Genomic DNA, 22,191 nt, shown 5'->3' with positions numbered 1-22,191 from the left:
CAAACGAATATGATTTCTATCTAACTTAAGTCAGAGGATGTGGTAAGCAAAAATTTGACGGCCCGACTAATCGCACCCGAGATTACGCTCACATGCTCCTCTTGCTCAAGCAATGCCCAGCTTACTTCGAAGCTTGGAAGGTGTAAGGCTATCATGCTGTTACATAAATCCAAGCTATCCTTGACCATATAATCCAGCTCTTCTCCACCGGCAATCATAAGCGTTTTAGGTAACTGACTTAGCATATTGCTGTGTAAATCAGCTTTAAAACTCTCATATTCCTTTAAAAGTGCGTAATCATTCCACCAGATGGAAGCACTACTTGCAATATAATGTGAGAACAAGGTGGGTTGTGTAAACAACGCATGCAGAACAAATAATCCGCCAAAGGAATGGCCAAACAATGCTTGCTTCTGCTTATTGATAACGAACCGCTGGGCAATGGCTGGCATTAACTCTTTTTCAAAAAAAGCTAGCAGCTCATCTGCCCCGCCAAATTCAGGCCAAGGCTCCCCATTGGGACGTTTCGGTAAATTCGCGAGCTCGGCTGGCATGGTTAAATCATAGGTTCGACGCACGGTATCAAACGCCTCACCTCCAGGATAACCAATGCCAACAACAATCGCGGGTGGATAGCCTTTAGGCTTACGCGTCAGCAATCGGGTGATTTCAGCAGCGGTTTCAAAAAGCCCATTGCCGTCAAGAACATAAATGACGCCGTAGCCATCTTTTGCAGACTCATCCAACGGTTTTGCAATAAAGATTTCATAGTCCTTATGATTAGCTTTACTCGTGATCAACATCGTTTCATAGTTTGGTTTTACGTACGGTTTGATAATCATGGCAGCAGGAACGCTACAATATCGTCCATCGTTTTTTGATAAGCAATTAATCCACTGGATCTCCAGTGATCGCCATCCACCTCGAACACTTTACCTGCTTGAACTGCAGGCAGCGCCTTCCATAAAGGACTAGCTTTAATGTCTGCCAGGAAAGCATCTCCCAGACCATCATTATCGTTAATAAAGATATAATCAGCGTCTAAATCAGACAACATTTCCAGCGAAATATCAGCGGACATTTCTCCTTCTACAAGAGCACTTTGAGCAAAGCCTAGCTCACTCAGCACATAACCCCCGTAATGGAAGTTACCCACTAAAAAGATCGCACGGGCATTCGCATTAATATAAATTGCTTTTTTACCGGCAGAAACGCTGGCTAACTTTGCTTTAGTTGCTTCTAGCTTTGTATTGTAAGCAGCAATAGCTTCTGTTGCTTTATCCTCTAAACCTAGCAATTTCGCAATCGTTTCTGTGGCCTCCACTACATTGCCGAGTGCATTCTTAAACACGTAAGTTGGAGCAATTTGCGAGTAGTTTTCATAAACACCATTTTGTGCATAAAAAGCAGTGGGGAATATAATTAATTCCGGCTCCAAATCTACTACAGATTCTGGAGAGGGAACACCATTAGCGAAGCTGATTTCTTTTACACCACTTAACGTATCCTGTAGATACTGCTGCGGTCTTTCACCCGTGGACCATTGGGCTACTGGGGTTACACCAAGGGTAACTAAGTAATCCTCTAAACCAGGGGCATACACCTTTTGTACAGTCCCCGGAATGTTTACTGTATTGCCTACTTGGTCAGTTACTACAAACGCTTCTCTAGCCGCTACTTCCGTTTCATGTACAGCTGGTTCATCCGTTGCAGTTGCGCTCGCTTCACTGGTTGTTACTGGAGTATCTGTTGCTTGCTGATTCGCTGTATTATTACTGCCGCAAGCTGTTAGTAGAATGGATAATAAACCAACCATTACAATATAACTTATTATCTTTGTATTAAACCCCTTCATGATTGACCTTCCCTCTTTCCTATTTTCTCAATAATAATCATTCTCAGTATTGAGTGTATAAGAGATGGGGCTCATTGACCATGTAACATCTTATGATTGCTCATGTACATTTTCAAGGTATCATCATCACTGCAACTTCTTCTAGCATCCGCTTTAAAGCCACTGGGGAATATTCGAACCAAGGATCAGAATGAATGACATAGATTTGTTGCTGTTTAATAGCCTCTAACTGTTTGAATCCAGCGTCTCTCTGCAAATGATGCCATGTTGCCCGTGACTCATCATCGGGGCAAATAATCGTAAACAGCTTATCTACCTTCAATTTACCTAATTCATCAAAAGTAATCTCAGTATTATATAGACCCGGCTGCTCATAACTAGATTCCGCTCCCAAATCCTGAAATAAAAGATGCTGAATGCCTGTATTACAATAAGCAAAGATTTGCTGCTGATAGATACGTATAACTAGAACTTTAGGTGGTGTAGAGGTCCAGTCTAATCCGCGACGAACGTCTTCCAATCTTGCCCTATACTGTGTGATCCACTGTTTCGCTTCTTCTTGTTTATTTAGTCGGGCAGCAAGTTCAGTTAAGGCTACTAAACAATCTTGCTTATCATCCAGCCAATAGATTGGAAAATGATCCTCTATCCGTTTTACCAGCTCTGACGACAAATCTTTGGGAGAAATCAGAAGATCAATTGGCAAATGCAATAGCTCATTGGGGCTGCAATAATTTTTGTTTTGCGTCAAGGTTACCTTATGCTCGATTTCTTGCGCCCACAAATTATAGTAGTACGGTGTCCATTTTGCACTTAAGGGTGCAGCAAACGGAATGACTCCTGCCGCATGTAAATACCCCATCATGTTCCCAGTTACAACACCGATATGAGATTTTTGCTGGCTGGAATACATCGTTGGCGAGATCCCTTCAACCTTTTTGAACACTCGGCTAAAATAAAACTCATCACTATATCCAACAGCCTCTGCTATAAACTTTAAGCGAACATCTTCCTTTTGCAATAATTGTTTTGCCTTTTGAATCCGCAACTGGGTAACGAACTCCATTGGACTTTGTATATATTCCTGTTTGAACGCTGAGGAAAAATAACTGGAGCTAAGGCCAGAAAGATTAGCTAAATGTGCTAAAGACAAGTGCTTCGTGAAATTCTCTTCTATATATTTTCTAACCTCAGTTAAATCTGTCTTCTGCGATTGTTTTTGCATTCTGTCACCTCTTTACTGCTTATATATTAATACAGCTTGATTAATTCGATGATTGATAATTATTCTCAATTATACTTTTGTTTTTGGGGGGTGGCAATGGTTGGGGAACGTTCTATAAAAGTGTGCTCAAAAAAGAAGACGCTCAGGGGACTAATCCCCTCGCGTCTTCTGTGTGTAACTATAGGCTGCTGCTGCCCAGAGTAAGTCTTTTATTCCGAATCTACAGCCGGAGCCGGAGCTGCAACCGCTGCTCCATTCTTTTGCAAGTTCTCCTTCAATTGACCTTGCTCTAAAGGCTGAACAGGCGCACCAATCTTAAAGCTATCAATGATTTTCCCTAGTGTAGCTTGGTCAAAGTCTACTTGGGAATACAACTCTACTGTATAGCCATCCTCTTCCCAAATCACAATTCCATTTGCATAATAAACCTTAGTCCCGTTAATTACTTCTGTCTTCACTTCTTCCGTAGTGCTGATCCCATTGTCCCCGCCCTTGGAGATTAGAAAATTCACAGCATTCTCACCGGAATTATACTGCACTTCAACCATGCTGGTCCCCTGAAGAACACAATTCACAAACTCATAGTCTCCCATCCAATCGGGTGCCGGGAAGTTCATGCCAAGTGCTGCACGTGCTTCATCTAGGCTCAACTTAGCTGCAACCGGCAATTCAATGACCGCATTCTCCCCACCTTGGGCATCTTCAGATGGAGTCATTGACTGTGCAGCCGATGGGATTTCCTTATCGTATTGTGTGATTTCGAGATTTCCCACTTCAAACTTTGCCATGATCGACTGGAACATATCCTGTGCATAGGAGGTTGCAGAGAATGCTCCACCCAGACAAATTACTGCACTGCCAATCACTATTGCATTTCTCCAGCTGCTTTTTTTCATCGTTATCCCGTCCTTTATCTCTGATTGGGGGTTAAGTGCCCCATGGTCCAATTTGTATATCAAGCGGTTATAGATTCTTTCTTTGGCGGTAGTGCTGCCCTGTTCGGCATTCTCAAGCAGTTCTATGGTTTTGCTGAATTTGGTGAGATCATCTTTCTTATTCATTTTTGAACCCTCCTGCCTTTAAGGAAATATGCAGTTTTTTCAAGCTTCTATATACTACGACACCGATATTGGACTCACTAACTCCCATGATCTGTGCAATTTCGGAATTTTTCAGCCCAGCCCCATATTTCATTGCAATGATATTTCGTTCCTTCTCACGCAGCTTGGAGAGCGCCTTGAACAGTGCTTGATTATTATCCTCACGGATCGCCAGCTCCTCAGGAGACGGCTTGGGAAATATAAGCTCCAGCAACGAATCCAGTGAGGTATAGCTTCTTTTCTTCTGCGCCCGAAAGTAATCCGTCACAGCATTTCTTACAATGGCAAACAGCCACACCTCAAAATTCGATTTTTCTTGTGAAAAACTATAATACTTACACATCACAGTCTCAAACACCTGACTGCATATGTCCTCTGCTGCATGGTGGTTATTAATCCGATAACAGATATATTTGTAAACACGTTGGTAGTACGTATCATACATCCGGGTAAATTCCTCTTTGGACATGATAGCTTCACGTGATCTTTCGTTATTCATGTAACGCTCCACTTTACCCTGGATAACCTCCATCTCCACCCTCCTTCCACCTCACCTTCATCGAAAAGCTAAACAAATTGCGCAATTTGTTGTGAAGAAACTTACATATGTTAATACGGAGAAACGCCCAAACCATTAACAAATGTTTTGATGTAATCGTGGGATGGCAAGAAACCATCATACAACTTATAGTTCACCAAATGGAGACTAGGGACCTTTTTCAACGTTGGTTCATGAGATTAACAATCACAACACAAAAAACGCAACCCCGAAAGGCTGCGTTAACGTTAACCCCTAACTTCCTGTTCTCCCTAGTCTAATTAGTTATTTTTGCAGGTGCAAGCTTTAGTAATTCCACGGTTAGCCGCTGCTCCGCTTCCTCATCAATACGATACCCATCAGCTTCTAAACGTTCAATTTGCCGATCCAAGAAATAAACCGTATTTAAAATCTCAGTAGCACCCAGTACAGATAAGACGGGTTTTAATGCATATTCAATCGCTAGAAGATGGCCTAACGAACCCCCAATAGCAATAGGTACAATTCGCTTACCAACCAGCGCTTTTTGCGGAAGGAGATCTAAATAGGTCTTCAAGATTCCCGTATAGGAGGCTTTATAGATAGGCGTTAATACGGCGACAATATCCGCTTCTTCCACTAGCGCATTGGCCCGCAGAATCGCCTCACTGGCGAAATTGGCCGTAAGCAAATCGTCCGCTGGTAACTCATGTACATAGATCGAATTATGCCAAATCCCCTCTTGCGTTAGAAATCTTTCAACCTGCTGATGAATAGCTGTTAATCGAGATTTTCTAGTATTTCCTCCATTAATAATGACTGCTTTGCTCATTACACATTCCCTCCTGTACTCGCACTTGTTAGTGCTTTTTCAAGTGTTGTTACAACAGGTACAGATAGCCCTAAATTTCCTCGAAGCGTATAACTCTCATATTCAGTACGGAATAAGCCTCTACGCTGTAATTCAGGAATCACTAATTCAACAATATCGTTAAAGCCCTCCGGGAAATGGGGAGGCATCACATTAAATCCATCTGCACCATCGTTTAAGAACCATTCTTCTAATTGATCTACGATTTGTTCAGGGGTTCCAACGATTTCCCGGTGTCCGCGTGCTCCAGCGATACGCTCATAGATTGCACGAATAGATTGCAGATTCTCACGTTTGGCGATATCACGAATAATGTTGTAGCGGATCCGCGGATTGGTGTCATCTTCAATTGAACTGAATTCCGGAAGTGGTTCTTCGACATCATACCCTGACAGATCAATGTTAGTGAAAGACGACAAATACGATAGTCCTACTTCAGGTAAAATATAGCTGTTTAATTGCTGCTGCTTCAGCAAAGCTTCTTCCTCTGTTTTCGCTACAGTAATAAACACACCCGGCATAATCTTCAAGTCCTCCGGTTTACGTCCATATTTAGCCAACCGCCCTTTCACATCACGATAAAAGGTTTGCGCTTCTTCAAGCGTCTGCCATGCTGTAAAAATAACCTCTGCGGTCTTCGCGGCTAACTCTTTTCCAGATTCAGACGATCCGGCCTGAACAATCACGGGATGCCCTTGTGGTGTGGTTGATGAATCCAGTGAACCCTGTACCTTAAACCAAGCTCCCTGATGATCAACAGGATGTACCTTTTCTACATCTAAATACCGACCTTGCTCCTTGTCGATAACAAGCGCCTCAGACTCAATAGACAACCAGAGCTGTTTGACAACCTCCACAAATTCCTCAGCACGTTCATAGCGGGACGCATGCTGCAAATGTTTATCTTTACCAAACAGGAGAGCTTCACCCTCATTGGCTGATGTTACTACATTCCAGGCGGCACGCCCCTTGGACAAATGATCAATCGCTGCGAATTTACGCGCTACATGGTATGGATCGTTATAGGTAGTAGTCAACGTGGCCGTTAGCCCGATATTCTTAGTCACTGCTGCAAGTGCTGAGATAATAATAACGGGATCTAGCTTTAATGATGATTGTGCATTTCCGGACAGCTTTTGACCTAATACATCTGCAAAAAATATCATATCGAACTTGCCGCGCTCAGCCGTTTGTGCAATCTCCGTTAAATACTCCAAATCAAATGCCCGACTTGCCCCTGAAGCAGGATGACGCCAGCTTGCTACATGATGACCAGGTAGATTAATGAATGCCCCTAATTTCATTTGTTTTTTTGTCATGTTAACCACTCCCTATTGTTTGATTTTCTATTAAGGAAATCCGTACACAAAGGCGGATGCTCACGCTCCTACAGTTCCAAACTTCCCCTCTGCCACTCTCCCTTTTTAGATTGTTTTAGATTCAACTCATATATAAAATTATTTAACAAAAGGATTAAATTCGTTCGTATATAACTCTTCCGGTTTCACTTGGCCTTCCTTTAGCTCCCCATTTGCCACAAGCCAATCAATCCAGACATCGTATTCCGAGGGTGTGATCACACCGCCTTTTTCAGAGATGCCCGTACTCTTCCAAAACTTAAGATTATCTGTGGTTTCCTTGCGTTCACGCTTATTAATAATTTCCTCGAATCGTTTAATTACTTCCTCCCTAGGTGTCGTTCGGGCCCATTCAATCGCCTTAGCCACTCCATCTACAAATTGCCTGACGGTATTCGGATTATCCTTGATATACTGATCTGTAAAGAAATAATCACCCGCAGTAAACTCTGTGCCAAACACATCAATATCCTTAAAAATTTCTGCGACCCCACCTGTTGTTAAAGCCCGATCCCGGGCAATCCCGCTTAACATAACCACATCGATCTGATGATTTCGCAGAATCTGTTCTGCACTAGAACTTGGAACTGTCACTAAGGTTACTTGTTCAATTTCCTTTTCGGTCAAGTTACCTTGGCGTAAATAATCTTTAATGACGAATTCCGAATGGGCACCAAGAATATTCACCCCTACTTTTTTACCAATAAAATCTTTAGCCGACTTTATAGCTCCCTCCTCAAGGGCATATGCACCTACATACGTATTTTTATCACTGCCGTAGGAGCCAATGACCGACTTTATTTTTACATTCTTGGCGTAGGATTTAATAATGGCTCCATTGAATGCTGCACCAAAGTCAATTTGTTTCGTCGCGGTTAACTGAATACTTTCCGGACCACCCACGCTGTCACCTATAGACTCTAGCTTCAAATCTCCTAGGTAACCTAAATCGGCGGCCAGCTCTGGGAAAGAGACACTTCCAGGTGCAGACTGATATTGCAGGATCTGATCTTCTCCACTTTTGGCGGAGGACTTCCCCTCTGAGCAGCCAGATAAAATACCACTAACCAAGCCTACAAGTATAAGCAGTGCTACTGTTTTGTTCATCTCGCTTCTCCTTTTCCAAATGAATTGTATTTTTCTGAGCTACAGTTCCAAACTTCCCTCCGCCACTCTTCCTTTTTAGATTGTTTTAAGTGTAATTAATTCAATTTGTTTAGTTGGTATTATTCCGAAAAAATATCATTCAAAATCATCCTTCTATTCATTCACCGGTTGCTTCCATTTAGAAAATTTACGCTCGAGCATGGTCAAGCCTTGGTTGATTAGCAAACCCAACAAAGCAATGGTTAATATACCGGCGTACATTTGAGGGATCTGAAAGTTATATTGAGAATAAGTGATTAAATAGCCTAAGCCTTCTTTTGCCCCTACCATTTCTGCAGCAATCAATACTAATATCGCCCCTGTTCCTGCCATTCGAATCCCTGTAAAAATAGTTGGCACGGATGCCGGCAAAATCACCTTTAGAAATAACTTGAACGACTTAATATTCATGGATTTAGCCGCTTTAATAAGTAAGGGATCGACGTTACCTACAGCAGCAATCGTGTTTAGAAGAATAGGCCATGTGCAAGCAAATAAGACGATTGTAATCTTAGAGGTTTCACCAATCCCTAACAGCAGCATAAATACCGGAAGTAAAGCGAGCGCAGCTGTATTTCGGAACAATTCCAACACTGGATTTAACAGCTCTCGGGCCAATGGATACCAGCCAATCAGTAATCCTAACGGGATTGCAATCACTAACGCTAATGCAAATCCACTGAACGAGCGAATGATACTCGCTAAGAAATGAGTGAATAGCTCACCTGAAGCTATCAAATTCCATAAGGCGGTGATTACCTCAGAAATAGGCGGGAAAAATGCTGCGTCAACTAAGCCGGTCCGTGGTGCGACTTCCCATAGTAAGAACAATAAGACTAAGACAATGGACTGTTTGAACACCTTAAGCACGCCGGAAAAAGAAATAGGATTTCGTTTCTTTAGCTGTAACGTTGAATGAACAGACTTAACGGATTCGATGGGAATCCCCCCCTTTATAGATTAAATATATGCACCTTTGTATTCAGGTTCATGCAAATAACCCCATACCTCATGTCGAGCCTTCACAAAATCAGGATGTGAGCGAATATCCGCATCTTCCAATCGTGATTGAAGCGGAATATCTACAATCTTCCTCACCGTCCCGGGCCCTGGTGTCAGGACGACTACCCGCTCCCCAAGATAAACGGCCTCATCAATGCCATGCGTAATAAATATGATGGTTTTTTGGGTCTTCTGCCAAATCCGTAAAAGCTCACTTTGCAGGGATTCACGTGTTTGGGCGTCCAGTGCGGCAAAAGGCTCATCCATTAACAAGACGTCCGGGTTAAAGGCAAGACTTCTGGCAATGGCTACACGCTGCTTCATCCCTCCGGAAAGCTCATGTGGATAACGGTCTCCGAAATCACTAAGCCCAACTAACGAAAGAAAATGCCCAACCTGCTCGCTACGTTCATGCTTCGGAATCCCCTTTGCCTCTAACCCAAATTCAATATTGCCACGCGCCGTCTTCCAAGGAAATAAAGCATACTGCTGAAACACAATACCTCGATCAAGCCCTGGACCTGTTATTGGGTGACCATCTATTAAAATGCGACCCTGTGTGGGGGATGATAAACCACTAATCAAATCAAGCAAAGTTGACTTACCGCACCCGCTTGGCCCCACTATCGTTATGAATTCACCTTTTCTTACGGAAAAGTCCAACTCTTTTACCGCCGTGAATTGCTGCGTTCCCTCCTTTTGCTTAGAATCTCGGACACTGAACGTTTTGGTGACACTCTCAAATCTGATTTTTTCAGCAGCAGCCATTGACTTCACCTCTTTTAGTTATTATTACGGGAAAGTGATTGTTCACCAAAAAGGCTCAGATGACAACGACTAGCGTTTGTCCCCTGAGCCTCTGGTGGAACCAGTCAGCATATTCCGTTTCGTACTCACAATCACTAAAATTTAAACATCAATAATTTGCATTAATCTGATGGGATTACTATATTTTAATCCGCTGGGGTTGTCAACAATAAATTCATAATTATGGAATTAACTAAACAAACCTTACTTCATGTTCACTAACCTTAAATATTCCGAACTTCAACAACCTTTCCCAAGTCCACATACTGCTCATGATCCAACTTCACCTTCACTCTGCCCCTTCGGCGTTTCTCACGCCATTCACGAAGATCTCCCTCCGTTTCTAAGCGAAGCTCCGCGATTTCCAAGGCACGATCCAGAATATATTTACTCGTATAGAGCACCGTTTGTATTCTTTGACCACCTAGCATGATAGGAGACGTAATTGCTTTCCATTCCTCGACCGTAAATCGTACATACAGATCTTCTTCAGTACCCGGGCGACAAGGAACCTCTTTAATCTCATTACGCCGCAGCACCTTCCAATCCGCTACTTTCCCTACCCAGTGAATCCCCGTTTTTGCAGGATCAATGAACTTTTTGCGGGATTGGCACATCGCTACGTATTCAATTTGCGTTAGGATCTTCTGATTTGCAAGATTCCTTAACGGCATATGATAAAAAGCTTTCCCCAGCGCCACCTCCACTTGTTCGGGTCCCCGGACAGAACCAACAAGCACATTTTTACCCGCGAGTTGGTTGGCATAGTATTCTTTCGTGCCGCGTGGACGAGTCGAGCGTTCATAAGCTTTTTCCGGACTATCCTGAATAATCTCATCCAAGAATCGCTCCACTAGGCTTGTAGAATTCGGTAGGAATGGCAAAGCGCCAATATTCAATAGCTCGATGCTTTTGTAGAATCGGTGGGTCTTATACCGCTCCTCATCCGGGTAGGGGAATAAAACATAGGCGCCAAACATGCTTCGCTCATATTCTTCCGATCCCTTCTCCTGATACACAATGGCATCCCGATAACGGTGCATGGTGTTGATGTCATCCTCTTCAGGACCAGGCTGCCTATAAGTGCGGTGATAGGAAGTCCCTTCATAAGCCGGATTTAATCGGTATTTCGCATCAAAAACATACTTATACTCTTTGATTTTGCCAGCATCCTTCTTCTTCAGTGTCAGCACATTATCCGGACGCTGATTGAGCGTCGGTGCCTTATCCGAGCTAGGAATCGCATTATAATACAGGATGAACTGCTCTCCGTTAACTGGATTCTCGTACACCATCTTAGCGCTCTGCGAGCGGTCAAGTGTAACAAAAATACCATTCCGATTCACCTTAATAATATCCTGCTTCACCAGCTTATACTTCTGACCCAGAAGCTGATTCAACTTGAGGAAGCACCAGTATTCATAGAGCTGCGCGACATCCTTCATAGACAGGCGCAGCAGATCACCTTGGATCGACAAGCCTTTGAGCAGCAATAGATAACAGCGATAGACCTCGCGGTATCCAGGGGCCATCTGCAGCACCAGTGTAACGGACATCTGCCTCAGTACTCCAGCCTCACGCAAAAAATCCATCTTGAGCACCCGCTCTAGTTGAGTGAGCATGTTGTCTAACCTTTTTATAAGTAATGGATCTGGGGTTCGGTTTTTAATCTTCCAGCGACCCTTGAGCTCTTTCAGCTTTCCATGAATGCGTTCCAGCATCCAGCGGATGAACCTATTCTCATTAGTATCATAGGCGAGGCGTCTTCGTGTCTCCATTAAATGTGTGGCTGTGTAATTTCGGCTGCCGATGGTCAAGAATCCATGGTTCATGTCTTCTCTTAATCGTTCGGGATGCTTCGCGAGCTCGCGGATGTTCTCTCTTCCTGCCTTTTTGACCCGATTAGCATCCATTAGTCGGCGGTCCTGAAGCAGAGCGTAATTGGGATTCTTGTTAATCCGCTCAACGGCATCCAAGAGCTGTCTAAACACATGCTGAAGTATGGTGAAAAACTCCGTCAGGCTCTGATGCTGCGTCTCCCGCAAGCCTGTTAGTTGGTAGGTTTTGCGCAAAAAATCAAAAGCCAAGTTATAAATCTGCTCATTCACTTCATTTAAAATATTCTGGTAATCCAGCTTGTAATCCATTTTAGAGGGGAAGATCTCCATCTCTACCCGCAGCAAAGCCTGTCCCGAACTGCGGATCTCCCATTCCGTCAAACCGACCTCATTCCCAAAGTTCAGCACACCCGCAAGAATAGACTCACCTAGGGGCTTAATTGCCTGCCGAAGCAGCACATTTTCATGATAAAAAGAGAGGTTAGCAGCGGTCTTCCTCTGGATCACCAGCTCATACGACTGTGTCTCATAAAAACAAGGAAAAACAGACTCCCCCGGCTGCCAGCCCACCATCCCGTGAGCTTCAGGAGAAAACACTTTAATCTGAACATTACCAAGCCGTTCGGAGCATGTAATCCCAAACTGAGCATTTACCCACTCCTGACTAGAAGAACGATGAAGCTGCAAGGTCTCCACAGTAGGATGATATGGCCTTCCTTGAAGAAAAAGCGTAAAAAGCTCCGTTTCTACACGGAGCAATTCTATCGCCTGATTAAGAGAGCCAGTATGAGGTGAATCCATCTTCCTCCAGCCTCCTAAGCATAAAAGCCAATTTACGCGCACTTTGTGGATGTTTGGCTGTAGGGGGAGTTTGTCCAGCAGCCCATCTCATATACAGTGGAATAGCATCATCCATGAAAGCTGGGAAGTCTACTGTAACACCAGATCTGGTACCCAGAGCCTCTTTCATCAAGTTCAATAATACCCGGCGAACCGATGAATGGCTCCCTTGAATGCGCGGCAGTATCTTTTGCAGCAGTTGCCAGTCAAAAGCTTCTTCCTCATTCATCAGCTTGTACCGTTCGTTATAGATCATATAGAAGCAAATCGCATCGCGTACCCGGAAACCTACATGAGCATGGACATCCTCAAGCAGAGCATTGATCTTAACCAATCTCTCTGTCGTCCGGACAACTAGCTCTTTATTGGCATCATAGGCATCCACTAGCTGCAAATAATCGGAGCGCAGAAAAAGATGATTCAGTTCGGCAAGATCAGCGGGGTCCGTCTCTTCCTGCTCACTCATGTCCGGGTACTGCTGCAGATTGATGTAATTGAACTCCAGTGTGTTAGCTCGGTCCAGTACCTTTTTGCTAAAAGGATGTGTCGTTTCGTCCATGTTCACAGTCCCGATCAAGAACACATTCTCCGGGACACCTAGGCTGCCAAACTTCACTTGATCCTCAGACGTATCCAGCATGGTAGAAGATATGAGATCCTGTGTCTGGATCTTCCCCTCCTGCCAGTCCTGTGTTTCCAGCACACTTAACAGGTCACTGAAGTAATGCTCTACCCGCGCCAGATTCATCTCATCCATGCAGATAAAATATGGCTTATGCTGATTCTCCGGCTTCCGCGCCTCTACTAATACTTCCGTAAGCGGACCTGGTTTGAACCTGCCCGAAAGATCCTTGTACCCCAGCAGATCCGCAGGATCACTCCAATCCGGCCGCACTGGGATCAAGGTAAACTGTCCGTTATTCCCCGTTGCACCAAGAGCCTCTGCAAACAGCTTCACCAATCGAGTCTTCCCTGTACCCGATATCCCCGCCAGGATGACAAAAGGCTTAGTCTTTAGCGAGAGGTAAAAGTTTTCAATAAGGTGCTCAGGGAAGAAGAAACCTTTGCGACGGATGTGGGATTGGATTTGGTGGAGGATCCCTGTTACTTGTTCGTCCTTCAGCAGATCAGCTTCTTGTGTCACTACTTCCACTTCCTCATTATCAGCTACATTACCTGTAGAAGTCACAGTGTCCACATATAGACGGTAATCTTCCATCACATTCTCGAGATCTTGAATTAGTTGCTCGTCATTCGGAACGGCTCCTCTTTGATACTTGATGTAAGCGACAGTAGACACCTGATAATCTTGACCTAGACCGCTGTCTACCAGGTGAATATTATCATCCTTATTCATATGGTTCAGTGAAAGGAGCCCTTGTATTTCTTGTGTTCGAGTTCGCAGATAGGCATAGCCATCTCTACGCCCCTTCTCTTGAATAGGCGCCGTCACTCCTTGGTTAAAAGTAAGATAGACAGCACTCATATCCTCAGCAAACAGATACACAACATACTCCCCACGCTGAGTCGTTTCCGTGATCCGCTTATCCAGTATTGCAAGCCAAGGAACTGTTGCCCAATTCCCTTGACCAACAGAACCTTGAATTTTATATTGATCATCTAAGAATGGTAACGCTTTGAGCTCAGAAGGAAGTGTCTGACGAAATAACGTACCTAGTGCATGACTTGCAAAGGTTTCTTTTTTGGCAGAAGTGTACTCCGCCATGATCTTCTCCAGATAACCTTGCAAAGAGAAATGCTGCAAAGCGCCGTTATAAGAACCCAGTTCGTTATAGGCCAGACTTTCCAATTGCAAAAGCCCCTCTTCCCCTAGCTGGCTTCGAAGCTGGCTATGAAATCCTATGGTGTTATCTTCCGAGTTCACAAACAAAATATGCGAGAGCGCATTAACTGGACTGTTAATAATATCTTTAAGCTGGCTTTTAGGTGCATCCTTCCATAGCTCCCGTCCTGGTGGCTGATCCACCCGATTTCCTCTTTCCTGTTCAGCTATAAAGTATTCAAGAAACCGATCCTTAACGTGATCGAACGAAACGCGCTCCAGATTGGTTGCTCTCAGCTCTTTAATTAAGGATAGGATGAGGACCATTTTGTATGATTTTTGCTTACGCTTGAAAATCTGCGTGACTGATTCCGGTAATGGCATGTTGACCTCCAAGACTAGTTAACGATTCTAGTAGTCATATTTTTTTACATGAAGTTTGCGAATCTTTGGTCGGACAACAATATATAATTAGCTTTCTCTCACTTATACAATTGTTTGAGATATGATTCACTGGGTTTACATAGCCTTTGTCTTACGACAGCTTGGATAATTACTACAGCCCCAGAAAGTTGTGCCCTCCTTACTTTTACGCTGAACCATTTGTGCCCCGCATGCGCAGGTTGCGGCTTTGACTTTGCTACTACTAGCTTTTTTAGGCTTTAATTTGCCTTTTGTAGGCTGCCATTTTCCCCAGGCTCGAAGCTTGTTCTCGATTAGAGCTCCATGCCAGTAATCGACTTTAAATTGCTCTGCCTCCCGTTTTGCATCCACCGTAAGATCAGAAGTGGTGATAAGCAGAGACAAGATGCAGTCATGGTTTCTTTTAGCACCTACCAATTCACGAACCGTCATAACCTGCACTTTGTTGTGTTCAGCATAACACTTGGCTTGCACCGCGGTTTTCTCTCCGCGCTTATCGATAATAACCAAGTCTACACCCCCATCTTTGCCACCTACTCCTACTTCTTTGACGATATAGCCTTGATCCCGAAAATATAAAGACAGCAATCTTTCAAACTCAGCACCGTTAATTTGATCTAGAGGCGCTTTTAAGAGCAATTCATCAGGTCTACACGTTGTCGAGGAACGGTTAAAGGCAGTGGCAGTACTTTTCTTTACAGGTGTTTTCCGTTTGACTGAACTACGTTTTTTTCTCTTATTTCCTTGTATTAGTCCGGACAAGATGGATAAAACGATGATAGCTACTATAAATCCAATAATTGATGGCATTAAATACTCCTCTGATTCATTAGTATAATTACGTTGGCTATGCCATTACTCGCTTGAGTTGACCTTCCAGGTACTCTCAATTTTAGGCTTTTCTTTCCCGGCACTGAGCCGCATCCCCATTTGATAAATGCATTCTCAATTTCCACTGTTGGCTGGTTGCTATCAACTTTCTCCTGGAAAGCTAGTGCACAGCTGCTGCAAATGATCATGTATGCTCCCTATAAATCAGTATATTTTTCTTTCTTCCCAAACGCCTTTTCAATTGGATACTTGGCTTCATTCTTCTTCAGCTTAGCGAGTATTATATCTTCAAGGTCTAGCTCTAATGACTGTGCTAAGTACACTGCGTACACTAGTACATCTGCAATTTCATCGGCGATCTGTTCCTTTTTGGACTGAACTGCTTCCTCGGAAGACTTCCACTGAAAGATTTCTAGCAATTCAGACGCTTCAATACTCAACGAAATCGCCAAATCCTTCGGATTGTGGAACTGTTCCCAGTTCCTATTGTCTCGAAAGGCCAAGATTTGTTTTAAAAGCTCTTCTCTCATCTGTGTGCTCCTGTCATGATAAATAAGTAAAGAACGCAAAAAGAGGCAGTTCTCCCTTTACCTAGGATTCGCCTCTGAATGGTCACTCATGGCCACGCTTTGGCCTTGTTATATGCTTCTTAATTAAGAATATTATGGAGACCAGGAATAGTCAAACTAAATAAGGTAGACAACTCTATTAAACCTTCCGCATATTATATAGATTCACTAGATAACAAAATCTTCTGTACTTCAACTGCGTGGTATTATCCTGTACTGATTTGATTTCACTTATATCATCAGTTAAGTTGTTCAAATGCTCGTCCACGTTCAATCCATAACAAATTGCAGTTTTCATAATCACAACCAACCCATCAAGCAATCCCTTTGGATAGGTATGAAGAAAGCGAACATACTCATCCAAGAGTTCTATTTTTCCAGATAAAATCTCTACAGCATATAAATTCACTTTTGCCAAATGTCGAAATTTACAAGCAATTTCTTGCCCCTCCGTTCCTAAGTCCTCTAACCACCCAAGTTCTACATATCTATAAATACTATCCCTGGCCTGCTCGTAATCCCCCAGATGCTGATATGCAACTCCCCGCATCTGTTGACTGAAACCAAAATAATAAACAAGAGGGCGTTGCATCTTAACTAAGGGGATCGTTGTCCCCATCGCTTTACAGTACAACCGCTCTTCATAAATACGCTGGGCATAGCTATGCAAAATATCTGCAGTGTATAGCAACTTGTTCCACTGTTCGAAATAGTGCGCAGTTTCCAGCATTTCGACAAGAAAATCTGGGTTGAAGGACTTAAGAATTGAGAGGTGCATAAGTATAACCTCCTTATAAAGGGTTTTTCCAGAAAAAGCTTCTTTCTCGATTCATATGCAAGTAGTAGAATAAATAAAATATACTACTCATAAGTAGTTTTTTCAATAAATTTTACCGCCTATGAATCCCTGCTATTTATACCTTTACTCTCCTACCCTTTAGGAGAGGTGAATAATAATGACAAAGTTACGCAACTTGGTTGGAGATAGAGTAAGGGATATTCGGAAATCAAAGGGCTTAACCCAACAAAAACTTGCGGAGTTATCAAATCTGGATGATGCTTATATAGGGTCAGTAGAACGAGGAGAACGAAACTTTTCCATAGATTCACTTGAGAAAATTGTGATAGCCTTAAAGGTTCAGCCAAGTGAGTTTTTTCAGAATTACGATAAACAAAATGAGGTTGAAGCTGCTCAACAAGCGGCAGTTGATGAGTATATGGTTGCTGTGAGCGGCTTAAGTATTAAGCAAATTGAGGCTATGATGAGGATTGTAAAAGAGGTAAGCGGGGTCCTAAAATAGTGCACTAGCTCTTTTAGGTTATCTTTGTTATTTTCCCTTCATACATAAACGTTTTTTTCTGTAAAAGTCTAAAAATGGCTTTAGTATTTTGGAGTTGATTGCAAATATTGGAACATCGAAGCTTTGTATTCAATCTCTATGAAAATCCAATCATGCAGGAGACTAAAATGGCGAGAGAACTTGTTTTTGAGAAAATAGGCTTTAATAAATGGGATTCTGATCACATCCAAGCAGATTATTTAATCAACCATCCAGTCATCTATATTCTTTATAATCAAAAGTTGTCCCAAGCTTATATTGGACAAACTGTTCACGTGAAGAGACGACTAAATGAGCACCTTAAAAATCCACAACGCAAAATGCATAATCAAACAATAATTATTGGGGACGAGAGGTTTCATCAATCTGCTACTTATAACATCGAGACCAATCTAATTAATTATTTTATTGCTGAAAATCAATTCAAACTCCAAAATGTAAGCCAAACAGTAAAAACCCAGATGCACAATTATTACCAAAAGGAATATTACAACCAAGAAATATTCATGCAAATATGGGAAAGGTTGAAGCAAGAACATATTGTAGAGCAGACACTTGAGAACTTAAGAAATAAGGATACGTATAAGCTTTCTCCGTATAGAGAGCTCTCGGAACAGCAACTAGAAGTAAAAAATTCGGTTATCGAGTTTTGCAAAAAGCACGCTAAAAAAACTACTCCTCACGTACTATTAATTGAAGGCAACGCAGGCACAGGCAAAAGTGTATTATTAAGTTCTCTATTTAACACTATTCAAGATTATGCTAACGATGATAGCTCCAATTTGAATGGTACAAATAATTACTTATTGGTAAATCATAGCGAAATGTTAAAAACCTATCAAAGTATAGCTAAGAGTCTCCCTAATTTGAAAAAGAAAAACTTTTTGAAACCAACATCTTTCATAAACAAAACAGTTGATCCAAATACCAAACCAGCTAATATTGTATTAGTAGATGAAGCACACTTACTCTTAACTAAAGAAGACTCTTATAACAACTTCCGGTATGCGAATCAATTGGAGGAGATCATTAAAAGAAGTGCTGTAACTATTGTAATCTTTGATCCGAGGCAGGTTCTCAAGATTAAAAGTTATTGGAATAAACAAATGCTAAATGAAATAACAGAAAAATATCACACCAAAAAATTCCTGTTAACCGACCAATTTCGAATGGATGCAGGTCCAGAAATCATAAATTGGATCGACAGTTTTCTTTCTAAGAAGCTTGTCAAGTTTCCTACAGTAAGCAGTAATGCATATGATCTACAAATCTTCAGTGACATACATAAATTAAAGAAAGCGATTGAAGACAAGAATCAGGAATTCGGTTTATCCAGAATGGTATCTACCTTTGATTATGAACATAAAAAGGATGGGGAGATATACTACGTAGAAGCTGATGGGCTGAAAATGCCGTGGAATATAACGAGAAACAATACTACTTGGGCCGAAGAAGTTCATACTATTCAAGAAGTAGGTTCTATTTATACGATCCAGGGTTTTGACTTGAATTATGTTGGTGTAATCCTTGGCCCATCCATTAGATACGATGAGGAAACAGATCAAATTCTAATTGACGTCACTAAGTACAAGGACGTAGGTGCCTTTACCTCACGAACTGATTTCGCCAATGAGAAAATAAAACAGATTAAAGAAGAGATCATATTGAATTCGCTCAATGTTTTAATGAAACGTGGCATCCATGGACTCTATATTTATGCTACCGACCCAAAGCTAAGAGCAAGATTATTATCATGCCGTCCCGATGCAGACTCTTAGGAGTCTGCAATAACCTTCTCTCTCACTTCACTTCTCTAACTACATCTTTTATTGGCTATTTCATCGATCATTAATCCACCTCATTCAAATTGCACGCCATTGTCCTTCTAATTATCAGAAAACCATGGTTCAATTTTTTCACTAAAAACTTATCATTCAGAACATTCTCTATTAGAATTAACGCCTCAGGTGAAACAATGCTGAATGGTTCTGTCGAGGGTCGCTCACCGTTAACCAATTGGTATAACCTTTACTTCATGACTCTTTTCAGTTCAAATTGTGTTGCCTCTAATATCAAGATAAGTCTGTCATTATTCAGATCCAAAAAACTTAGGGGTATAGCAAGTCCTGTAGAAGAGTCGGAGATACTTAATACTTTTACTCCATCATTCATGCTTAAACTCGGCATATCCATTTTATAAACTCTATAAGAAGAGTCATTATTTTAGTGTACTTCTGTAATGTTATAGAGTGGAGCTTCTAGCTGATATTGATAAACAGGATAGTGTTCAAACCCTTTTGATAAAAAGGAATCTTTTTTGATTATAATTTCATCACCAATAACGTTTTGCCCTGTTGGATATTCCGAAGCATCATTGTAAGAATTTGCAAATCCTAAAAGGTTTTCAACTTTCCAAGTTCCATAGAAGAACTTCTCAGTTTCACTATCCCAATCCTTACTTCCTACAAAAGGTTCAGATGTATTACTTGGAATAAGATCATCTCCATTGATGGTTCAATCGTAGGGATATTCTTTGCAATTCCATCATTTTGATCTTTAAATACTGCTCCATTACTACATCCAACCAAACAGGCAGACAATATAGTCACGATAAGAAATATTTTAACCCTCATGATTCATATCCTCCAAACACCCGTTCATTTTTATCTCGTTCTCAAATGCAGAAACCGGTAGTCTCGCTCGTTTTACGGTTTTCCTTCTCTAAATTCATACAAAAACCGAGAAAAGTCACTTCATTTATAAGTGTCTATTTCTCGGTTATCGTGTATTCATTCGTTATTTTAATTAGTTAGGTTGCTCTTCCATCGCTCTAATAGATTCATCCACCTTCACCATCATGGAACATTCGACTCTTTTGCGGAAGACGTCACAGCTGAAATCATAGGTTCCGACCAGGGAACCCGTCGCGTGCAGTGCATTGGCTGGACAACCACCGCTGCAGTAGAGTTTAGCCCAGCAGTCCTTGCATTCCGGCTTCGAGTAGCAGTTGCTCTCTTTGAATTGACATTGCAGCTCTGGCTTTGTGATGCCATCCCAGAGGTTTCCCATGCTGTACTCTTCATCCCCTACGAACTGGTGACAAGGAAAAAGCTCTCCCCAAGGGGTGACGGCAAGATATTCGGTTCCTGACCCACAGCCAGTGATTCTCTTCTGGATGCAAGGTCCTTCCGAGAGGTCTAGCATGTAGTGATAAAAGGTAAAACCCTTGCCTTGTTCACCGCGACCGATCATTTCCTTCGCGAGAATTTCGTACTGGTTGTATATCTCCGGCAGGTCCTCCTCGGTAAGTGCATAGGGCTCCTTTGGATCACAGATGACCGGTTCCATCGAAATTTTGTCAAAACCAAGGTCTGCGATATGAAATATATCGTTGGTGAAATCGACATTGTTACGAGTGTAAGTTCCTCGTACATAGTACTCTTGGTCTCCGCGCTTACGAACGAATTCCTGGAACTTCGGAAGAATATGATCATAGCTGCCTTTTCCGTTAACCGTTTGGCGAAGCCGGTCATGAACCTCTTTTCTTCCATCCAGGCTTAATACGACATTGTACATTTCCTGATTTAAAAACTCGGTGACCTCATCGTTCAGCAGCATCCCGTTCGTCGTGAAGGTGAAGCGGAACTTCTTTTTGTATTCTTGTTCTTTGCTTCTTGCATAAGCTACGATCTGTTTAACCACTTTCCAGGCTAAAAGTGGTTCCCCGCCGAAAAAGTCAATGTCCAGGTTTCGATGATGACCTGAGTTTTCAAGCAGATAATCGATAGCTTTTTGTCCAACCTCATAGCTCATGATTGCTCGATCTCCGTTGTATTTCCCCTGACTAGCGAAGCAATAGTCGCATGACAAATTACAGGTATGCGCAACATTGAGGCAGAGTGCCTTGACATAAGTTTTTCGTTTTTTTAAATCGAGCGAGAGGTTCTCATACTCATCTTTTGTAAAAAGCTGTCCATCATTTATAAGCTCCTCGATATCCACGATGGTTTCTCGAATGTCGCTCTCGGAAATGCTGGAATCATCTTTATATTTATCCAACATTGTTGTCACGATTTGATCGACAGAAGTTTTCTCATAATCCGCTATAATTTCATATGCTAGGTCATCAACAACATGCACCGAGCCACTATAGGTATCGAGCACGATATTGTATCCGTTTAGTTTATATTGATGAATCATACTTACTAATCAAGCTCCTTTTGCACACAAGTAGAAACGGCTTTGCCTTCCTTTAGAGGTAGCATCCATTTCTTAAAAATAGCCGCCCATCAGCAGAGCAATGGGCGGTAAAATTCCGAATCCTATCTGTTCATTGCATTTTCACACTTCTGGTTTGCAACGCCGCAGGAAGTTTTACAAGCGGACTGGCAAGAGGTCTGGCATGCGCCGCATCCGCCGTGTTTTGCGGTATCCATCAGTTTGCGGGTGCTCAGTGTTACGATTCTTTTCACGATAAATAACTCCTTCTGTAATTTCTTGTGATCACTTTCACTTAATTTCCATGGAACATCGTAGCAACATCACGCAAGTACGTCTATGATGCCCGTCACCTAACAGAGTAGAGAGGGCTTAAACATAAGTATCAACGTTAATTTTCGTGCAATCGTTCATGCTTGTGATCGTAGGATGCGGTAGCCGGAACCAGAGTCAGGGCAATACTAAAAA

At 42.3% G+C, this 22,191-nt stretch carries 19 protein-coding genes; 2 read left to right on the top strand and 17 right to left on the bottom strand.

Translation table 11 applies throughout. The features are described 5' to 3' along the window. Positions 1–20: 20 nt before the first annotated feature. From MHH46_RS03755 to MHH46_RS03685, 15 genes are all read right to left on the bottom strand, one after another. Positions 21–842 carry an alpha/beta hydrolase gene (locus MHH46_RS03755; RefSeq protein WP_076190091.1) on the bottom strand — a complete coding sequence of 274 codons (822 nt, stop codon included), beginning with the start codon at positions 840–842 and terminating at the stop codon, positions 21–23. Then, positions 839–1,855: an ABC transporter substrate-binding protein gene (locus MHH46_RS03750; protein ID WP_076190090.1), complete on the bottom strand. Its 1,017-nt coding sequence runs from the start codon at positions 1,853–1,855 to the stop codon at positions 839–841. Before MHH46_RS03750 ends, MHH46_RS03755 begins: the two co-directional genes overlap by 4 nt. Positions 1,856–1,967: 112 nt before the next feature. Beyond that, positions 1,968–3,080: a helix-turn-helix domain-containing protein gene (locus MHH46_RS03745; RefSeq protein ID WP_076190089.1), complete on the bottom strand. Its 1,113-nt coding sequence runs from the start codon at positions 3,078–3,080 to the stop codon at positions 1,968–1,970. A gap of 209 nt (positions 3,081–3,289) precedes the next feature. After that, complete coding sequence (locus MHH46_RS03740; RefSeq protein WP_076190088.1) at positions 3,290–4,141, bottom strand: hypothetical protein; 852 nt, start codon at positions 4,139–4,141, stop codon at positions 3,290–3,292. Further along, positions 4,134–4,712: a sigma-70 family RNA polymerase sigma factor gene (locus MHH46_RS03735; RefSeq protein WP_081387731.1), complete on the bottom strand. Its 579-nt coding sequence runs from the start codon at positions 4,710–4,712 to the stop codon at positions 4,134–4,136. Before MHH46_RS03735 ends, MHH46_RS03740 begins: the two co-directional genes overlap by 8 nt. A gap of 283 nt (positions 4,713–4,995) precedes the next feature. Then, positions 4,996–5,529 carry an NADPH-dependent FMN reductase gene (gene ssuE / locus MHH46_RS03730; protein WP_076190086.1) on the bottom strand — a complete coding sequence of 178 codons (534 nt, stop codon included), beginning with the start codon at positions 5,527–5,529 and terminating at the stop codon, positions 4,996–4,998. Then, positions 5,529–6,887: an LLM class flavin-dependent oxidoreductase gene (locus MHH46_RS03725; RefSeq protein WP_076190085.1), complete on the bottom strand. Its 1,359-nt coding sequence runs from the start codon at positions 6,885–6,887 to the stop codon at positions 5,529–5,531. Before MHH46_RS03725 ends, ssuE begins: the two co-directional genes overlap by 1 nt. Positions 6,888–7,025: 138 nt before the next feature. Beyond that, on the bottom strand, positions 7,026–8,033 hold the full coding sequence (locus tag MHH46_RS03720) for an ABC transporter substrate-binding protein (RefSeq protein WP_076190084.1): 1,008 nt from the start codon (positions 8,031–8,033) through the stop codon (positions 7,026–7,028). 153 nt (positions 8,034–8,186) lie between these two features. Continuing rightward, positions 8,187–8,942: an ABC transporter permease gene (locus MHH46_RS03715; protein WP_370510809.1), complete on the bottom strand. Its 756-nt coding sequence runs from the start codon at positions 8,940–8,942 to the stop codon at positions 8,187–8,189. Positions 8,943–9,032: 90 nt separating this feature from the next. Then, positions 9,033–9,842: an ABC transporter ATP-binding protein gene (locus MHH46_RS03710; protein WP_081387204.1), complete on the bottom strand. Its 810-nt coding sequence runs from the start codon at positions 9,840–9,842 to the stop codon at positions 9,033–9,035. Positions 9,843–10,105: 263 nt separating this feature from the next. Continuing rightward, positions 10,106–12,520, bottom strand: coding sequence for a restriction endonuclease-like protein (locus MHH46_RS03705; protein WP_076190083.1), 2,415 nt, complete (start codon positions 12,518–12,520; stop codon positions 10,106–10,108). Next, positions 12,492–14,726 carry an MrcB family domain-containing protein gene (locus MHH46_RS03700; protein WP_076190082.1) on the bottom strand — a complete coding sequence of 745 codons (2,235 nt, stop codon included), beginning with the start codon at positions 14,724–14,726 and terminating at the stop codon, positions 12,492–12,494. The genes MHH46_RS03705 and MHH46_RS03700 overlap by 29 nt, the downstream gene beginning before the upstream one ends. Positions 14,727–14,861: 135 nt before the next feature. Then, positions 14,862–15,575, bottom strand: a complete 714-nt coding sequence (locus tag MHH46_RS03695) for a restriction endonuclease (protein ID WP_076128508.1) — start codon at positions 15,573–15,575, stop codon at positions 14,862–14,864. 218 nt (positions 15,576–15,793) lie between these two features. Then, entirely contained in the window at positions 15,794–16,126 is a 333-nt protein-coding gene (locus MHH46_RS03690) for a nucleotide pyrophosphohydrolase (RefSeq protein ID WP_076128503.1), read from the bottom strand. A gap of 178 nt (positions 16,127–16,304) precedes the next feature. Then, a complete protein-coding gene (locus MHH46_RS03685) occupies positions 16,305–16,943 on the bottom strand; it encodes a hypothetical protein (RefSeq protein WP_076128501.1) in 639 nt (212 codons plus the stop codon). Between the two features lie 178 nt (positions 16,944–17,121). On the opposite strand from MHH46_RS03685, the gene MHH46_RS03680 reads away from it, so the two are divergent. Both MHH46_RS03680 and MHH46_RS03675 read left to right on the top strand, forming a co-directional pair. Beyond that, on the top strand, positions 17,122–17,466 hold the full coding sequence (locus MHH46_RS03680; RefSeq protein WP_076128498.1) for a helix-turn-helix domain-containing protein: 345 nt from the start codon (positions 17,122–17,124) through the stop codon (positions 17,464–17,466). A 167-nt stretch (positions 17,467–17,633) separates the two neighbouring features. Next, positions 17,634–19,283 carry a DUF2075 domain-containing protein gene (locus MHH46_RS03675; RefSeq protein ID WP_076128496.1) on the top strand — a complete coding sequence of 550 codons (1,650 nt, stop codon included), beginning with the start codon at positions 17,634–17,636 and terminating at the stop codon, positions 19,281–19,283. Between the two features lie 1,027 nt (positions 19,284–20,310). Here the strand turns inward: MHH46_RS03675 and scfB are convergent. Together scfB and scfA are read right to left on the bottom strand one after the other, a co-directional pair. Further along, entirely contained in the window at positions 20,311–21,705 is a 1,395-nt protein-coding gene (gene scfB, locus MHH46_RS03670; RefSeq protein WP_076128494.1) for a thioether cross-link-forming SCIFF peptide maturase, read from the bottom strand. Positions 21,706–21,827: 122 nt separating this feature from the next. Then, positions 21,828–21,977 (bottom strand): six-cysteine ranthipeptide SCIFF, encoded by a 150-nt coding sequence (scfA, locus tag MHH46_RS03665; RefSeq protein WP_076098734.1) that lies wholly within the window; start codon positions 21,975–21,977, stop codon positions 21,828–21,830. Positions 21,978–22,191: the final 214 nt, after the last annotated feature.

This window comes from Paenibacillus sp. FSL H8-0175 (assembly GCF_045040615.1).
GTDB classification, from domain to species: Bacteria; Bacillota; Bacilli; order Paenibacillales; family Paenibacillaceae; genus Paenibacillus_AQ; species Paenibacillus_AQ odorifer.
Note: the sequence above shows the minus strand (reverse complement) of the source record. Positions and strands in the feature narration are given on the sequence as shown.

Bases quoted from the DNA above. Each gene is read 5' to 3' on its own strand.
- MHH46_RS03685 (WP_076128501.1), bottom strand. From the start codon at position 16,943: ATGCACCTCTCAATTCTTAAGTCCTTCAACCCAGATTTTCTTGTCGAA.
- MHH46_RS03675 (WP_076128496.1), top strand. From the start codon at position 17,634: ATGGCGAGAGAACTTGTTTTTGAGAAAATAGGCTTTAATAAATGGGAT.
- MHH46_RS03750 (WP_076190090.1), bottom strand. From the start codon at position 1,855: ATGAAGGGGTTTAATACAAAGATAATAAGTTATATTGTAATGGTTGGT.
- MHH46_RS03680 (WP_076128498.1), top strand. From the start codon at position 17,122: ATGACAAAGTTACGCAACTTGGTTGGAGATAGAGTAAGGGATATTCGG.
- scfB (WP_076128494.1), bottom strand. From the start codon at position 21,705: ATGATTCATCAATATAAACTAAACGGATACAATATCGTGCTCGATACC.
- MHH46_RS03740 (WP_076190088.1), bottom strand. From the start codon at position 4,141: ATGAATAAGAAAGATGATCTCACCAAATTCAGCAAAACCATAGAACTG.
- MHH46_RS03690 (WP_076128503.1), bottom strand. From the start codon at position 16,126: ATGAGAGAAGAGCTTTTAAAACAAATCTTGGCCTTTCGAGACAATAGG.
- MHH46_RS03755 (WP_076190091.1), bottom strand. From the start codon at position 842: ATGATTATCAAACCGTACGTAAAACCAAACTATGAAACGATGTTGATC.
- MHH46_RS03725 (WP_076190085.1), bottom strand. From the start codon at position 6,887: ATGACAAAAAAACAAATGAAATTAGGGGCATTCATTAATCTACCTGGT.
- MHH46_RS03745 (WP_076190089.1), bottom strand. From the start codon at position 3,080: ATGCAAAAACAATCGCAGAAGACAGATTTAACTGAGGTTAGAAAATAT.
- MHH46_RS03700 (WP_076190082.1), bottom strand. From the start codon at position 14,726: ATGCCATTACCGGAATCAGTCACGCAGATTTTCAAGCGTAAGCAAAAA.
- MHH46_RS03705 (WP_076190083.1), bottom strand. From the start codon at position 12,520: ATGGATTCACCTCATACTGGCTCTCTTAATCAGGCGATAGAATTGCTC.
- MHH46_RS03720 (WP_076190084.1), bottom strand. From the start codon at position 8,033: ATGAACAAAACAGTAGCACTGCTTATACTTGTAGGCTTGGTTAGTGGT.
- MHH46_RS03695 (WP_076128508.1), bottom strand. From the start codon at position 15,575: ATGCCATCAATTATTGGATTTATAGTAGCTATCATCGTTTTATCCATC.
- ssuE (WP_076190086.1), bottom strand. From the start codon at position 5,529: ATGAGCAAAGCAGTCATTATTAATGGAGGAAATACTAGAAAATCTCGA.
- MHH46_RS03710 (WP_081387204.1), bottom strand. From the start codon at position 9,842: ATGGCTGCTGCTGAAAAAATCAGATTTGAGAGTGTCACCAAAACGTTC.
- MHH46_RS03735 (WP_081387731.1), bottom strand. From the start codon at position 4,712: ATGGAGGTTATCCAGGGTAAAGTGGAGCGTTACATGAATAACGAAAGA.